The following is a 13,814-nucleotide window of genomic DNA, read 5'->3' as shown; positions in this document are numbered from 1 at the left end:
TCTACGGGCGTGTCGGGGGTGCTCTGCCACCATGTCGCCATGGGGGGGAGCCCGGCGAGGTGGGGGCGCGTGGTCTGGCTGGCCGCTGCGGCCGCGTTCGTGGCGCGCTTCCCCTCCCTGCTGTGGCCCCTGCGCCCCGACGAGGCCGGGTTCCTGCTGGTGGCACGCTCGTGGCGACCCGAGCCCGACTCCCCCTACGGCCACTACTGGGTGGACCGGCCGCCGCCGATCATCTGGCTGGTGCGCGCCGCCGATGCGATCGGGGGCCCGTACGCCCACCGGCTGGTCGGCGCGCTCGGCTGCGCGCTGCTGGTGGTGGCCGCGGCGGCAGCAGCGCGGGAGGTCGCGCGCCGCGCCGGCGTCGTCGACCCGGCCGCGGTGCGGCGCCTCGCGGGATGGGTGGCGGTCGGCACCGCTGCCCTGGTCGCCAACGCCCAGATCGACCCGGTGGGGGCCAAGGGCGAGCTCTTCGGCATCCCGCTCGTCATGGCCTCCTGCTGGCTCTCGCTGCGCGCCGCGCGCCGGGCCTCGGCCGCCGACGCCTTCCTGGCGGGGCTGCTCGGCGTCCTCGCGCTCGGCATGAAGCAGAGCATCGTCGGCGGGCTGGTGCTCGGCGGCGTCGTGCTCGTCGGGTCCGTGGTGGCGCGTCAGCTCCCGTGGCGGGTCGGCGTGCGGTGCGCCGCCGCGGCCGTGGCCGGCGGGGCGGTGCCGGTCCTCGCGGTGGTCGCCTGGGCGCTGGCGGCGGGCGTCCGGCTGCCGGCGCTCTGGTATGCCGCAGTCTCGTTCCGCTCCGACGCCAGCCGCGTCCTCGCGGCGCAGAGCACGGTCGGGGAGAACAACCGGATCTCGGTCCTCCTGCTGATCTTCCTCGGCACGGGGATGGTGCTGGTGCTCGCGTGGTTCGTGCTCCGGCTGCCGGCCCTCGTGCGCCACGACGCGGTGCCCGCCGTCGGCGTCGCGGCGATGCTGCTCGTCGACGTGGTCGCCGTCGCGCTGAGCGGCAGCTACTGGACGCCGTACCTGTTCGTGCCGATCCCGTCGCTGGCGCTCGCGCTGGCCCTGCTCCTCGCCCACGGCCACCTGGGCGTGGTGCCGCACCGGGACCCACACCGGGTCTCGGACCGGGTCTCGCTGGCGACGGTGGGCCTGCTGGTCGCCTCGAGCGTCGTCGCGATGGCGTGGTGGACCGTGACGTGGACGGCCGGCCGGGTGCCGGTCGAGGTGCGGACCGGCGAGGCGATCGCCGCCGCGGGACGACCGGGCGACCGGGTGCTGGTCTACGGCGGCCGCGCCGACATCCAGTGGTCGAGCCGCGCCTCCTCCCCCTACCCCCACCTGTGGTCCCTGCCGATGCGCACGCTCGACCCGGGCCTGGAGGACCTCGAGTCGGTGCTGACCGGGACCAACCCGCCGACCTGGTTCGTCGAGGCGGTCTTCCTGACCACCTGGACCGAGCTCGGCACGCGACCCATCGAGCGCAACGTGATCCGCAAGTACGAGTTCGTGGGGACCGCCTGCGAGCGCTACCGGGTCTACCACCTCAACACGGTCGCGCCCGTGGACATCGACGTCGACTGCACGACGCCGTTCCGGGGGATCTGGGGCGACTGAGGGCTCGGCCCCCGCTCATCCCTCCCGTCAGCCGCTGACGAGCTGCCGGACCGGGATCCGGACCGTGAGCTCGTCGGAGCCCATGCGGATGCGTCCGCGCAGGTTGGTGCCGAGGACCAGGGGCAGGACCGCGGGATTGTCGGCGGCGGTGCGCACGACGATCTCGCTGGCCCCACCCGCGCGGGCCGCGCGGGCCGCCTCGAGGAGCAGCCGCGACCCGATGCCCTGCCGGCGCCACACCGGGTCGACGCGCAGGTCGAGGTGCCAGGCGGACGCCTCGTCGACCTCCCAGGTGGCGGATCCGACGACCACCTCGCCGACCCAGGCGCGCACGGCACCCGGCGAGGCGTCGAAGGTCGGCGGGCCGTGCTGCACCGGGACGTCGGCGCTGCGGCTGGACGACCGTGCCGCCGCCAGCACGTCGGTCACCAGCTCGGCGAGCGCGGTCCCGCGGGCGTGCTCGGCGGCCGTGAACGGCGCCGTACGGCGCAGCTGCACCAGCACCTCGCCGATCTCGAGGTCCATCCCGCCGAGCGCCGGGTCGAGGTCGGACTCCGCGGGCTGCGCCTCGGCGTCGAACAGCTGCGCCACCACGTCGGGGAAGGTCGTCGGCTCGGCCAGGATGCTGCGGGCGGCCAGCACGTAGCGCGTGGGCTGGTCCGAGAGCGCCGCCTCAGTGCACGGCAGCACGCTCACGCGGGACCCGCCCGCGCGCTCGACCAGCCCGGCGAGGTCGGCGAGGTCCCAGTCCCCGGGGGTGCGGAGCACCAGCTCGTCGGTCACCCGGTCGACGCCCGGGAAGACGTGCAGGCCGAGGATGTTCACGCCGGCGTCCCCGCACGCCGCTGCCAGCTCGGCCAGCGCGCCGGGACGGTCGGCCAGCGTCGTCCGCACTCTCCACAACATGGCGCCGAGCATGCCGCGCCGATGTTTCGGGACCGGAAGCACCGGGTTTCGCGGGTGTCACATCTGCCCGGACACGAGCCAGGACGCCGAACGGCCCGCCCCGCCGTGAGGCGGAGCGGGCCGTGGGAGGCGGTGGCAGGTCAGTGACCGTGGCCGTGCCCGTGACCGCCGGCCGCGGGCTCCTCCTCCTCGGGCTTGTCGACGATCAGCGTCTCGGTCGTGAGCAGCATCGCGGCGATGGAGGTCGCGTTGACGAGCGCCGAGCGGGTGACCTTGACCGGGTCGAGGACACCCTGGGCGACTAGGTCGCCATACTCCTCGGTCGCGGCGTTGTAGCCGTTGCCGACGCCGAGCTCACGGACCTTGGCGGTCACGACGTAGCCGTTCACGCCACCGTTCTCGGCGATCCAGCGCAGCGGCTCGTCGGCCGCCTTGCGGACCACGCGGACACCGGCAGCCTCGTCACCGGTCAGGCCGAGGTCGTCCTCGAGCACCGACACGGCGTGGATGAGCGCGGAGCCACCGCCGGGGACGATGCCCTCCTCGATCGCGGCGCGCGTCGCGGAGACGGCGTCCTCGATGCGGTGCTTCTTCTCCTTGAGCTCCACCTCGGTGGCGGCGCCGACCTTGATCACGCAGACACCGCCGGCGAGCTTGGCGAGGCGCTCCTGGAGCTTCTCGCGGTCCCAGTCGGAGTCGGTGTTCTCGATCTCGGCCTTGATCTGGTTGACGCGGCCCTCGACAGCGCTGCTGTCGCCGGCGCCGTCGACGATCGTGGTCGTGTCCTTGGTGATGACGACGCGACGCGCCTGGCCGAGGACCTCGAGGCCGACCTGGTCGAGCTTGAGGCCCACCTCGGGGGCGACGACCTGGCCACCGGTCAGGGTCGCGATGTCCTGCATCATCGCCTTGCGGCGGTCACCGAAGGCCGGGCTCTTCACCGCGGACACGTTGAAGGTGCCGCGGATCTTGTTGACGACCAGGGTCGAGAGCGCCTCGCCCTCCACGTCCTCGGCGAGGATGAAGAGCGGCTTGCCGGTCGCGATGACCTTCTCCAGCAGCGGCAGCAGCTCCTGGATCGAGGAGATCTTGCCCTGGTGCAGGAGGATGTAGGGGTCGTCGAGGACGGACTCCATCGACTCCGGGTCGGAGACGAAGTAGGCCGAGATGTAGCCCTTGTCGAACTGCATGCCCTCGGTGAACTCGAGCTCGGTGCCCATGGTGTTGGACTCCTCGACCGTGATCACGCCGTCCTTGCCGACCTTGTCGAAGGCCTCGGCGAGCAGGTCGCCGATGTGGCTGTCGCGGCTGGAGATCGTGGCGACGGACGCCATGTCCTCGCGGGACTCGACCTCGCGGGCGGCCTCGCGCAGAGCGTCGCCGACGGCCTCGGCCGCAGCGTCCATGCCGCGCTTGAGGCCCATCGGGTTGGCGCCGGCCGCGACGGCGCGCAGGCCCTCGTGGACCATGGCCTGGGCCAGCACGGTGGCGGTGGTGGTGCCGTCACCGGCGATGTCGTTGGTCTTGGTGGCCACCTCCTTGGTGAGCTGGGCACCGAGGTTCTCGAACGGGTCGTCGAGCTCGATCTCGCGAGCGACGGTCACCCCGTCGTTGGTGATCGTGGGGGCGCCCCACTTCTTGTCGAGGACGACGTAGCGGCCCTTGGGGCCGAGCGTCACCTTGACGGCGTTGGCGAGGGCGTCCACGCCGCGCTCGAGCGCGCGGCGGGCGCTCTCGTCGAACTCCAGGATCTTGGGCATCTGTGTGCTCCTAGGAAGGTTTCGGGACGTGCGGGATCCCGGCCGGCAGGCAGCCGGCCGGGATGCCTAGCTCGTCAGGAGACGACGGCGAGGACGTCGCGGGCGGAGAGGATGAGGTACTCCTCGCCGGAGTACTTGACCTCGGTGCCGCCGTACTTGCTGTAGATGACCTTGTCACCCACCGCGACGTCGATCGGGACGCGGTTGCCGTTGTCGTCGACGCGGCCGGGACCGATCGCCACGACCTCGCCCTCCTGGGGCTTCTCCTTGGCGGTGTCCGGGATGACCAGGCCGGAAGCAGTGGTCTGCTCGGCTTCGAGGGTCTGGACGACGATGCGGTCCTCGAGGGGCTTGATGTTGACCGACACTTCGGATCAACCTCCACTTTCTCTTCACGAGATTCTTCAGGAGCTTGCGCTCCCAGGACGTGGGCTCGCGGTCCGGGGCGGCACGCCGTCGCGGGGGTCGTGCCAGGCTCGCGAGCGTTGGCATTCTCAGGGTGAGAGTGCCAGAGGCGACGCTAGCACTCTCCCTGACCGAGTGCTAGCGGGGGTTGCTGTCAGGATGCCCCCGTGGAGATCGAGACGCTGGCATGGCTGCAGACGACCGAGGGCGGCCGGCTGCTCGTCCACGCCGCCCGGGCCTGGGCCGAACACCCCGGCGACCCGGTGCGGGTCGCGAGCGTCGTACGCCGCCTCGAGCCGGACGCGGCGAAGGCCGCCGCGGCCACCACGCAGGCGCAGCTGCGCGAGAGGGCGGCGGCGAAGTTCGGTGAGTCGGCGACGCGGATGTTCTTCACCCCCGACGCGCTCGAGCAGGCGACCCGCTCGCGGGTCGCCGAGCACCGGGCCGCGCGCCTCGCTGCGGCGATCCCGGGTGGCAGCGTCATCGACCTCGGCTGCGGCATCGGTGGCGATCTGCTGGCGTTCGCCCGCGCCGGGCTCATCGCGGCCGGGCTCGAGAGCGACCCGGTCCGCGCCGCGATGGCGCAGGCCAACCTCGCGGCCCTCGGGCTGGCCGGCGCCGTGCAGGTGGGCGACGCCACGACCGTCGACCTGAGCGGCTTCGACGCGGCCTTCGCCGATCCCGCCCGCCGGAGCGGACGCGGCCGGGTGTTCGACGTCGAGGGCTGGACCCCGCCGTGGTCATGGGTGCTGGCGCTGCTGACCCGGCGCTCGCTGGTCAAGGTGGCGCCCGGCATCGGCCACGACCTCGTGCCTCCCGGCGTGGAGGCCGAGTGGGTCAGCGACGGCGGCGACGTCAAGGAGGCCGTGCTGTGGTCGCCGAGCCTGTCGACGACGGACCGGCGCGCGACCGTGATCGGCGAGCGGGGCCTGGCCACGATCACCGAGGAGGACGACCCGGGGGCCGACGTGCGCGACGTCGGCGCCTACCTCTACGAGCCCGACGGCGCCGTCATCCGCGCCGGCCTGGTGACGGCGGTCGCCGCGGGGGTCGACGGCGGCCTGGTCGACCCGCACATCGCCTACGTCACCAGCGACGAGTCGTTCCGTACGCCGTTCGCGCGCGGCTACCGCGTCCTGGAGCACCTGCCCTACCGCGAGAAGCAGCTCCGCGCCGCCCTCCACGAGCGCGGGGTCGGCCGGCTCACCATCAAGAAGCGGGGCGTGCAGGTCGTGCCGGAGGAGCTGCGCAAGCGGCTCGCGCTCAAGGGCGAGAACGAGGCGACGGTCGTGCTGACGCGGGTCGCCGGGCAGGGCACCGCCCTGCTGGTGGAGCCCTTCTAGTCGAGACCTCCTAGTCGAGACCTTCTAGCAGCCGGGGCGGGCGACGCCGGCGACCTTGACGGGGAGCCGGCCGGGGGCCGTCGCCGCGCCGGTCAGCACGTCGACGAGTGCCGCCATGGCGCCCGGGGTGTCGCCGTAGGTCGCGATCCGTGTCGGGGCGCCCACCTGCCCGAGCACCCAGGGGCTGTCCGTCGCGACGGCGATCGTCCCGTCGACCGGGGCGTCGCGATATCCCGTGAAGCCGATCGGGGTGCCGGCGGCGAGCCTGGCCTCCTCGCGCGCGGTCCACGCCTCGAGTCGGCGTGCGCGCGCGGTGTCGGCCTTCTTCCAGGCCCGGAGGCGCTTCTCGAACTTCTTCCTGCGCTCGCCCTTGCGTCGCTGCGGCCGCGGATCGGCCTGGACCAGCGCCGCCGGCGGCGACCGGCGGAGCAGCACCGTGAGGCCGGCGCCCTGCGCGGCCGCGGTGAACGTGCTCACGGCCCCCGGGTCGCCGTAGGCGTGGAGCGTGTCACCGACCAGGCGCCCGGAGCACGCCCCGTCCGTGACGGTGACGGCGGCCGCCGACAGCGCGCGCGAGGCCGCCCGGGCGGAGCCGACCGGCTTGCCGCGGGGACCGGCGAGGTGGGTGAGCAGGGCGATCTGCCGCGCGGCGGCCTGCTCGAGCCGGTGGCGCGGCAGGGTGCCCGTCCTGACCGCCTCGACCAGCGCGGCGCGGGCGACGGCCGGCGCAGGGGGCATGAGCAGGACGTCGGACCCGGCGCGCACCGCCTGCACGGCGACCCGGCGTGGCGTGCGGCCGCGGGTGACCCCGGCCATCGCCAGCGAGTCGGTGACGACCAGCCCGTCGAAGCCGAGCTCGTCGCGCAGGAGGCCGGTGACCACGGGCCTCGACAGCGACGACGGAACCCGCGGGTCCACCGCGCGGACGTCGAGGTGGCCCACCATGACCGCCGGCAACCCGGCCTCGACGGCGGCGCGGAACGGAACCAGGTCGGCGGCGGCCAGCTCCTCGACCGACCGCGTCTGCACCGGGAGCGTGAGGTGGCTGTCGGCCGGCACCGACCCGTGCCCCGGGAAGTGCTTGATGACCGGCAGCACGCCCGCGCCGGCGAACCCCCGCGCCGCGGCGACGACATGCTCCGCCACGTCCGCGGGGCGCGAGGAGGCGGCGCGGGACCCGATCGTGGGGTCCCCCGGCCCCGACGTGACGTCGGCGTCCGGCGCGAAGTCGACGGTGAAGCCGAGGCCGCGCAGCTCAGCGCCACTGGCGGCGTACGCCCGCTCCGTCAGCGCAGGGTCGTCCGCGGCACCGGCGCTCATGAAGGTCGGCAGCCGGGTGGCAGCACCGCGCAGGCGCTCGACCACCCCGCCCTCCTGGTCCACGCCGAGGAAGAGCGGCCACTTCCGCGGCACCTGTCGGGTCAGCGCCGCGTTCACGCCCCTGACCTGGGTGGCGGAGACGACGTTGGAGTCGAACGCGATGACGCCACCGAGGTGCAGGCTGCGGACCAGCTGCACCGGCGCAGCGGTCCCCCGCCACTCCGCGACGATCACCTGCCCCGCCAGGTCGGGGAGCCGCATGCGTCGAACGATGGTCGCGGCGCGGTCGAGCTCGGCGCGATCGGGCCCCCACCCCTCGGTCAGGCCCAGCCGCTCGGACGGCGTCGGCGGCACGGTCGGGCTGCTGCTCGCCGGCGCCTCCTGCGACGCGGGGTCGCCGTCCTGCTCGTCGCTGCCGCTGTCGCACGCGGTCACGGCGGTCAGCATGGCGAGGGTCGCCAGCAGCGCCGTCGACCTCCCCGTCGACCGTACTGTCCGCCGTCCGCGCATCAGGTCATGGTGGCACGCGGCGCGCAGGACCACGATCTCCGCTCGACCGCAGCGACCGGGCTCAGCGACCGGGCCCAGCGACCGGGCTCAGCGACCGCGGCGGTCGGGGCGCTCCCATGGCCAGTCCGAGGCCAGCCACTCGGCCACGGCGTCCGCGAGCGGCCCGTCCAGCTCCGCCCGGTCGGCGCGTACCCACGACTGCACCTGGACGTCGTGGTCCGGCGACCGCGTCGGGTAGACGTACACGCACCCGATCACCTCCGACCCGGCCGGATCCAGGACCGTGAAGGTGAACCCGCGCCGCGCGTCGAAGTCGGCCGCGTGCCTGGTCAGGTCGGCGAGGTTGTCCTCGGCGGACATGCCGTTCTCCGGCGGCCAGCCACCGTCGGGGTAGCCGGGCGTGGAACGGATGTGCTCGATGCTCGAGGTCCACGCCGCCAGGTCCGCCACGTTGTGCTGCGGCCCCAGCGGTTCCAGCCGGAACCGCTCCGTCACCAGAGTCGTCGGCGGACGAAAGTCCTCGGGCACGAACGCGTGGTCGGTCACCCACCCGACGCTAGCCCGCGCGACCCGCCCCGACGACCCCTTTCCCCCGGCGCCTGTCCCGCCTCCCCCTTGTCCCTCGGCCGGTCTCCGCCACCCGGCTCCCCCACCACCACCCCTGTCGCTCGTCCGGTCTCCACCACCCCGCTCCCCCACCACCACCCCGCCGCCTCACTACTCCTTGAGTCTTCGGGCGACTCAGGTGCCACTGCCCCGCGAGCGAGCCCGTGCTCCACCTCGCGAGGCCGCACTACTCCTTGAGTCCCCGGGCGACTCAGGTGCAACTGCCCAGAGAGGCAGGTCAGGTCTGCGCCGCCGCGAGGGCTGTGGATGAGCACGCCGGGATGTCGGTGGGTCGCACTGCACTAGGGGGACGACCGACACCGACAGCAGGAGGAAGGCATGGACGCGCAGCCGCAGGCCGAGGGCATGAGCAAGGAGGAGCTGGAGTGGTTCCTGATGGGGCCGACGGACGGAGGGGTGCCGGGGCTCGTACGCCGGGTCCGGCGGATCCTCGACGTCTCCCAGCGGGGGCTGGCGGCGATCGTCGGCGTCTCGCAGTCCGTCGTGGCCCGCTGGGAGACCGGCCGGACGAGCCCACGGGTGAGTGCGCTGCAGGAGCTCATGCGGCTGGCCCGCCTGCGCGTGCGCGTCGAGGACCCAGCGACGGACAAGGAGGTGCTGCCGTTGCGGGGAGACGGGGCGCGGGACCGGAGCGGGCGTCGCTACCCGGCGCACGTCGACCTCACCGTGGCCGGCTGGTGGGTACCGCGGGGGTCGGGGTCCACGGCCGACTGGCTGCTGTGGCGGCGACGGTCGCGGGCCCGACGCGACCCGGCGATCAGGTTCCACACCACGCTGCGGCACCTCCACCGGCTGCTCGACGGGACGCCCGTCGACCATCCCTCGCTCACCCAGTGCGTCGCCGAGGCCGTCCACCTCGACGAGCGCCGGGAGGAGCGGCGCCGGCGGATCCTGGCGGAGTCGCCGTGGCTGCGGCCGCCGGCCGGCTGGCTGACCGCCTGACGGCGCTCGCGCTGGGACGTCCCGCCCTCAGACGTTCCCGCGCTCGGCCCCGATCGTGGTGTCGGGTCCGTGGCCCGTGTGCACGACCGTCTCGTCGGGCAGCTCGAGGAGCCGGCGCCGGATGGAGTCCTTGATGAGGTCGGCGTCGCTGTAGGACCGGCCGGTCGCGCCGGGGCCGCCCTCGAAGAGGGTGTCGCCGGTGAAGACGCAGCCCAGGTCGTGGACGTAGAGGCAGACCGCTCCGGGCGCGTGGCCCGGAGTGTGGAGGACGGTGACCGCGGCGCCGCCGATGGTGAGGGTCTGACCGTCGGAGAGGTCGACGTCCCAGAGCTCGGCCCCCTCCTCGTCACCGCCGTGGGTCAGCTCCCACAGGGGGCGGTCGTCGGGGTGCAGCAGGATCGGCGCACCCGTGGCGACCCGCAGCGCGGGCGCGACGCGGACGTGGTCGTCGTGGGCGTGGGTGCACACGATCGCCTTCACCGCGCGACCCGCCACGACCTCCAGGATCGCCTCGACGTCGTGCGGGGCGTCGATGACGATGCACTGCTCGTCGTCGCCGACGACCCACACGTTGTTGTCGACGTCGAAGGTCTCCCCATCGAGGGTGAAGGTGCCGGACACGACGGCGTGGTCGACGCGCACCCCTCGAGGCCCGGCCATCAGAGCACCACCACCGAGCGCAGGACAGAGCCCTCGTGCATCTTGTCGAACGCGGCCTCGACGTCGCCGATGCCGATCTCCTCGGTGACGAAGGCGTCGAGGTCGAGGCGACCCTGCTGGTAGAGGTCGACGAGCATCGGGAAGTCGCGCGAGGGCAGGCAGTCGCCGTACCACGACGACTTGAGCGAGCCGCCGCGACCGAAGACGTCGATGAGCGGGATGTCAGGGACCTTCATGTCCGGCGTCGGCACACCGACGAGCACGACGGTGCCGGCCAGGTCGCGGGCGTAGAACGCCTGCTTCCACGTCTCGGGCCGCCCGACCGCGTCGATGACCACGTCCGCGCCGCCCTCGTGGCCGGTGCCGTCCGGCGGCGGGGTCAGCTCGCGGATAGCGTCGACCGCGTCGACCTGCGACGAGTTCACCGTGTGGGTGGCGCCGAGCTTCTTCGCCGTCTCGAGCTTCCGGTCGTCGATGTCGACCGCGATGATCTTCGACGCACCGGCCAGCGCGGCGCCGGCGATCGCGGCGGCGCCGACACCGCCGCAGCCGATCACCGCGACCGTCGAGCCGCGGCCGACGTTGCCGGTGTTGATCGCGGCACCCAGCCCGGCCATCACGCCGCACCCGAGCAGCCCGACCGCGGCCGCCCGCGCCGACGGGTCGACCTTGGTGCACTGTCCCGCCGCCACCAGCGTCTTCTCCGCGAAGGCGCCGATGCCCAGAGCCGGGGAGAGCTCCGTGCCGGCGAGGTGGCCCTCGGCGAGCGTCATCCGCTGCGTCGCGTTGTGCGTCGCGAAGCAGTACCACGGCTCGCCGCGGTCGCAGGCACGGCAGTCGCCGCAGACGGCGCGCCAGTTGAGGACGACGAAGTCGCCCGGCTCCAGGCCCGTCACGTCGGGACCGACGGCCTCGACGACGCCCGCCGCCTCGTGCCCCAGCAGGAACGGGAACTCGTCGTTGATCCCGCCCTCGCGGTAGTGCAGGTCGGTGTGGCACACGCCGCACGCCTGCACCTGGACCACGGCCTCCCCCGGCCCCGGGTCGGGGACGTTGATCGTGGTGAGCTGCACCGGCTCGCCCTTGGCGAGCGCGACGACGGCCTTGACCTGCTGCATGGATTCCTCCTGCGCGACGGGGATCACGACGATGTTGCCTGCGTCTGTGGACGCCAGCCAACCAGATGCAACCCCACCGGCGTCGAACGCGTCCTCACCCCGACACGCCCTGCTCCCAGGGCGCGGAGTGAGGCAGGAGGTGGATGGTGACCGCGACACTCGTCGACATGGGTGTGCACCGGGATGGGTCCGACAAGGACTCGGAGTTCTCGGCGTACATGTCTGCGCGCCAGCCTGCCCTCTACCGCACGGCGTACCTCCTCGCCGGCGACCACGCCTCGGCCGAGGACCTGCTGCAGGTCGCCTTCGCCAAGCTCTACCTGTCGTGGGACCGGGTCCGCGACCGGGAGGCGCTCGACGGCTACGTCCGCCGGATCATGGTCAACGAGAACAGCTCGCTGTGGCGCCGGGCGTGGAAGCGCCGCGAGCACACCACCGACACGCTGCCCGAGACCGGCACCCACGACGCGTACGACGACGGCATGGGCGGGGTGCTCTGGTCCTTCGTGCAGACCCTGCCGCCCAAGCAGCGGGCGGTGGTCGTGCTGCGCTACTACGAGCAGCTGAGCGAGGCGGAGATCGCCGACGTGCTCGGCATCTCCGTCGGCACGGTGAAGTCCCAGGCCAGCCGCGCCCTCGCCGGACTGCGCGCCCGCGCACCCCGGTCGCTCGACCCCCACGACTCCGGAGATGACGCCCGATGAACGACGCTCCCCTCGAGGACCGGGTCCACGACGGCCTGCACCGCCGGGTCGACACCCTCCAGCGCGCACCGCTCACGGTGACCGACGTCCGCACCCGGGCCCGCCGGATCCAGCGGGGTCGTCGGGCGGTTGCCGGTGCGGCCGTCGCCGCCGTCCTGGCGGTGGCCGTCCCGCTCGGCCTCGCCGCGACCGGCCCCACCCAGCGCAGCGACGTACCGCCGGCCGCGGACCCGCCGGCCCCCGCGGTGGCGGGGACGGTGCGCATCGACCCGCGCAGCGCACCCGTCGGCGGCGCGTCTGCCGTCCCGCTCATCAACGTCGACGACCCGAGCCTCGTGGTCGGCGGCGAGAAGACCCCGCTCCCCCGCGACTACCGCCAGCTCACCCCCTACCTCGACGGCTGGGCGGGGCTCACGGTGAGCGACGAGCCGGCCGGCTGGATCCAGACCCTGCAGGTGCTCGACGCCGACTTCGGGGTCCTCGACGAGGCGACGTCGGCCAGCGTGCTGGCGGTCTCGTCGGACGCCTCGCGCCTGGCCTGGGCGGAGTACGACGGCGGTCGCTGGGTCCTGGTCGACCGGGCCGCCGACGGTGCGCGGGACGAACGGCGTACGCCGCTGCCGCCGGGCCCGGAGCAGGCAGACGTCCGCCCGGTCGGCTTCCTGCCGGGCGAGGCGATGGTCGTGTCCCGCACCGATCCCGCGACCGGCGACGAGTCCGCGCTCGTCGTCTCCCCGGACGGCGCGACGACGTCGGTGCCCGGCTTCATCCACCCCGGCTCCGCCGACCCCGTCGGCGGCCTGGTGAGCGGGCAGACCAGCTTCAGCGGTGACGGCTCGTGCTGGCAGGTCCGCGACGCCGTCACCGAGGGCGCCCCGGTGGTGTGGCGCACGTGCGACTACTCCGTGCTCGCCTTCAGCCCCGACGGCCGGCACGTCCTGGGCTTCACCGACTACCTGACGCCCGACGGCTCCCCGACCCTCGCGATCCTCGACGCGGCGAGCGGCGAGCGCGTGGTCGACTTCGAGCTCGCCGGCGCCCGCACCGGGGTCGTCGGGATCAACCCCGAGGTGGCCTGGGAGGACGACGACACGCTCGTCGCCGCCGTGGTCACCGGCGGCCGGCAGTACGCCGTCCGGCTGGGCCTCGACGGAACCGTCGAACGCGTCGGCGGAGCCGGCGTCGAGGTGCGGCCCGGAGCCGTCGCCCTCAAGGTCGCCGCAGCCGCGGGCTAGTCGAGGTCGGTCTTGAAGGAGGCGAGCAGGCTGTCGATGACGCCCTGCTCCTCCTCCTCGGTCAGCGTCTCCGGCACGCCCTCGAGGTTGATCCGGATGATGATGAGCCAGGCGGAGTCGAGGAACATCGTGCCGAACGTGTGGACCCGCTGGGTGGGGTCCGACGTGGTGTCGACGACGTGCCACGCGGAGTACTTGCCGCCCGCGACGGCGTCGTCCTGGCGCACCTGGACCTGGCGTCCACCGTGCTCGCGGATCCACTCCCGGGCGTAGGCGTCCAGGGACGGGGCCATGGTGAGACTCGGGGACAGCGTCAGCGAGCTCTGGCCGTCGCGGTATCCCTGGACGATCCCGAAGTCGCTGTTGCGCTCGTAGGTCGGCAGCGCCCGCATGCTGGCGCCGGGCACCTTGACCAGCTTGCCGTCGGCCGGCTCGACGACGGGCGTCGATGCGGGGGCGGGCGAGGAGGGCGACGGCGTCGACGGTGACGACGTCGCGCTGGTCGTGGGGTCCGCGGGCTCCTCGGCGGAGGACTGGCAGCCGGTGACGACGGCGAACGCCAGGACGCCCACGCACGCACCGACGAGACGACGAGATCCCCGAGCACGCATGGCACGAGCCTACCGATCCCCGAAGATGCTGCCGGCGACAGATCGGCCACCTAAAGTGGTTT

Annotated in this window: 13 protein-coding genes; 5 read left to right on the top strand and 8 right to left on the bottom strand. The window is 73.6% G+C overall.

Features of this window, described 5'->3' with window-relative positions:
• Positions 1–39 precede the first annotated feature (39 nt).
• Positions 40–1,611 carry a hypothetical protein gene (locus SHK17_RS04495; RefSeq protein ID WP_322921198.1) on the top strand — a complete coding sequence of 524 codons (1,572 nt, stop codon included), beginning with the start codon at positions 40–42 and terminating at the stop codon, positions 1,609–1,611.
• A 27-nt stretch (positions 1,612–1,638) separates the two neighbouring features.
• On the opposite strand, the gene SHK17_RS04490 is transcribed toward SHK17_RS04495, so the two are convergent.
• The 3 genes from SHK17_RS04490 to groES all read right to left on the bottom strand — a co-directional run bounded on the left by SHK17_RS04490 (position 1,639) and on the right by groES (position 4,645).
• Entirely contained in the window at positions 1,639–2,517 is an 879-nt protein-coding gene (locus SHK17_RS04490) for a GNAT family N-acetyltransferase (protein WP_322921197.1), read from the bottom strand.
• A gap of 140 nt (positions 2,518–2,657) precedes the next feature.
• Positions 2,658–4,277 carry a chaperonin GroEL gene (groL, locus tag SHK17_RS04485; protein ID WP_172270065.1) on the bottom strand — a complete coding sequence of 540 codons (1,620 nt, stop codon included), beginning with the start codon at positions 4,275–4,277 and terminating at the stop codon, positions 2,658–2,660.
• Between the two features lie 74 nt (positions 4,278–4,351).
• Positions 4,352–4,645: a co-chaperone GroES gene (gene groES / locus SHK17_RS04480; RefSeq protein WP_172270063.1), complete on the bottom strand. Its 294-nt coding sequence runs from the start codon at positions 4,643–4,645 to the stop codon at positions 4,352–4,354.
• Positions 4,646–4,849: 204 nt separating this feature from the next.
• Between groES and SHK17_RS04475 the strand changes: the two genes are divergently transcribed.
• The gene (locus tag SHK17_RS04475; protein WP_322921196.1) at positions 4,850–6,025 is read left to right on the top strand and encodes a class I SAM-dependent methyltransferase; all 1,176 of its coding nucleotides are present in this window, start codon (positions 4,850–4,852) and stop codon (positions 6,023–6,025) included.
• A gap of 24 nt (positions 6,026–6,049) precedes the next feature.
• Here the strand turns inward: SHK17_RS04475 and SHK17_RS04470 are convergent, their stop codons facing one another.
• Both SHK17_RS04470 and SHK17_RS04465 read right to left on the bottom strand, forming a co-directional pair.
• Positions 6,050–7,792, bottom strand: a complete 1,743-nt coding sequence (locus SHK17_RS04470) for a glycoside hydrolase family 3 protein (RefSeq protein ID WP_322921195.1) — start codon at positions 7,790–7,792, stop codon at positions 6,050–6,052.
• Positions 7,793–7,942: 150 nt separating this feature from the next.
• Positions 7,943–8,401 carry a GNAT family N-acetyltransferase gene (locus SHK17_RS04465; RefSeq protein ID WP_322921194.1) on the bottom strand — a complete coding sequence of 153 codons (459 nt, stop codon included), beginning with the start codon at positions 8,399–8,401 and terminating at the stop codon, positions 7,943–7,945.
• 399 nt (positions 8,402–8,800) lie between these two features.
• Here SHK17_RS04465 and SHK17_RS04460 point away from each other — a divergent pair, with 399 nt between their 5' ends.
• On the top strand, positions 8,801–9,424 hold the full coding sequence (locus SHK17_RS04460; RefSeq protein ID WP_322921193.1) for a helix-turn-helix transcriptional regulator: 624 nt from the start codon (positions 8,801–8,803) through the stop codon (positions 9,422–9,424).
• A 27-nt stretch (positions 9,425–9,451) separates the two neighbouring features.
• On the opposite strand, the gene SHK17_RS04455 is transcribed toward SHK17_RS04460, so the two are convergent.
• The gene (locus tag SHK17_RS04455) at positions 9,452–10,084 is read right to left on the bottom strand and encodes an MBL fold metallo-hydrolase (RefSeq protein ID WP_322921192.1); all 633 of its coding nucleotides are present in this window, start codon (positions 10,082–10,084) and stop codon (positions 9,452–9,454) included.
• Positions 10,084–11,202 carry an S-(hydroxymethyl)mycothiol dehydrogenase gene (locus SHK17_RS04450; RefSeq protein WP_322921191.1) on the bottom strand — a complete coding sequence of 373 codons (1,119 nt, stop codon included), beginning with the start codon at positions 11,200–11,202 and terminating at the stop codon, positions 10,084–10,086. The genes SHK17_RS04455 and SHK17_RS04450 overlap by 1 nt, the downstream gene beginning before the upstream one ends.
• A gap of 146 nt (positions 11,203–11,348) precedes the next feature.
• On the opposite strand from SHK17_RS04450, the gene SHK17_RS04445 reads away from it, so the two are divergent.
• Both SHK17_RS04445 and SHK17_RS04440 read left to right on the top strand, forming a co-directional pair.
• The gene (locus tag SHK17_RS04445; RefSeq protein ID WP_322921190.1) at positions 11,349–11,906 is read left to right on the top strand and encodes a SigE family RNA polymerase sigma factor; all 558 of its coding nucleotides are present in this window, start codon (positions 11,349–11,351) and stop codon (positions 11,904–11,906) included.
• Positions 11,903–13,141, top strand: coding sequence for a hypothetical protein (locus SHK17_RS04440; protein WP_322921189.1), 1,239 nt, complete (start codon positions 11,903–11,905; stop codon positions 13,139–13,141). The genes SHK17_RS04445 and SHK17_RS04440 overlap by 4 nt, the downstream gene beginning before the upstream one ends.
• Here SHK17_RS04440 and SHK17_RS04435 read toward each other — a convergent pair.
• Positions 13,138–13,752: a hypothetical protein gene (locus SHK17_RS04435; protein WP_322425757.1), complete on the bottom strand. Its 615-nt coding sequence runs from the start codon at positions 13,750–13,752 to the stop codon at positions 13,138–13,140. The genes SHK17_RS04440 and SHK17_RS04435 overlap by 4 nt on opposite strands.
• Between the last annotated feature and the right edge of the window lie 62 nt (positions 13,753–13,814).

This window comes from Nocardioides renjunii (assembly GCF_034661175.1).
GTDB classification, from domain to species: domain Bacteria; phylum Actinomycetota; class Actinomycetes; order Propionibacteriales; family Nocardioidaceae; genus Nocardioides; species Nocardioides renjunii.
The sequence above is the reverse complement of the archived record's forward strand: the minus strand, read 5'-3'. Positions and strand labels throughout refer to the sequence as shown.

Excerpts from the sequence above, each read along its gene's own strand:
- SHK17_RS04440 (WP_322921189.1), top strand. The coding sequence starts at position 11,903 with ATGAACGACGCTCCCCTCGAGGACCGGGTCCACGACGGCCTGCACCGC.
- SHK17_RS04470 (WP_322921195.1), bottom strand. The coding sequence starts at position 7,792 with ATGCTGACCGCCGTGACCGCGTGCGACAGCGGCAGCGACGAGCAGGAC.
- SHK17_RS04495 (WP_322921198.1), top strand. The coding sequence starts at position 40 with ATGGGGGGGAGCCCGGCGAGGTGGGGGCGCGTGGTCTGGCTGGCCGCT.
- groL (WP_172270065.1), bottom strand. The coding sequence starts at position 4,277 with ATGCCCAAGATCCTGGAGTTCGACGAGAGCGCCCGCCGCGCGCTCGAG.
- SHK17_RS04435 (WP_322425757.1), bottom strand. The coding sequence starts at position 13,752 with ATGCGTGCTCGGGGATCTCGTCGTCTCGTCGGTGCGTGCGTGGGCGTC.
- SHK17_RS04460 (WP_322921193.1), top strand. The coding sequence starts at position 8,801 with ATGGACGCGCAGCCGCAGGCCGAGGGCATGAGCAAGGAGGAGCTGGAG.
- SHK17_RS04490 (WP_322921197.1), bottom strand. The coding sequence starts at position 2,517 with ATGTTGTGGAGAGTGCGGACGACGCTGGCCGACCGTCCCGGCGCGCTG.
- SHK17_RS04450 (WP_322921191.1), bottom strand. The coding sequence starts at position 11,202 with ATGCAGCAGGTCAAGGCCGTCGTCGCGCTCGCCAAGGGCGAGCCGGTG.
- SHK17_RS04455 (WP_322921192.1), bottom strand. The coding sequence starts at position 10,084 with ATGGCCGGGCCTCGAGGGGTGCGCGTCGACCACGCCGTCGTGTCCGGC.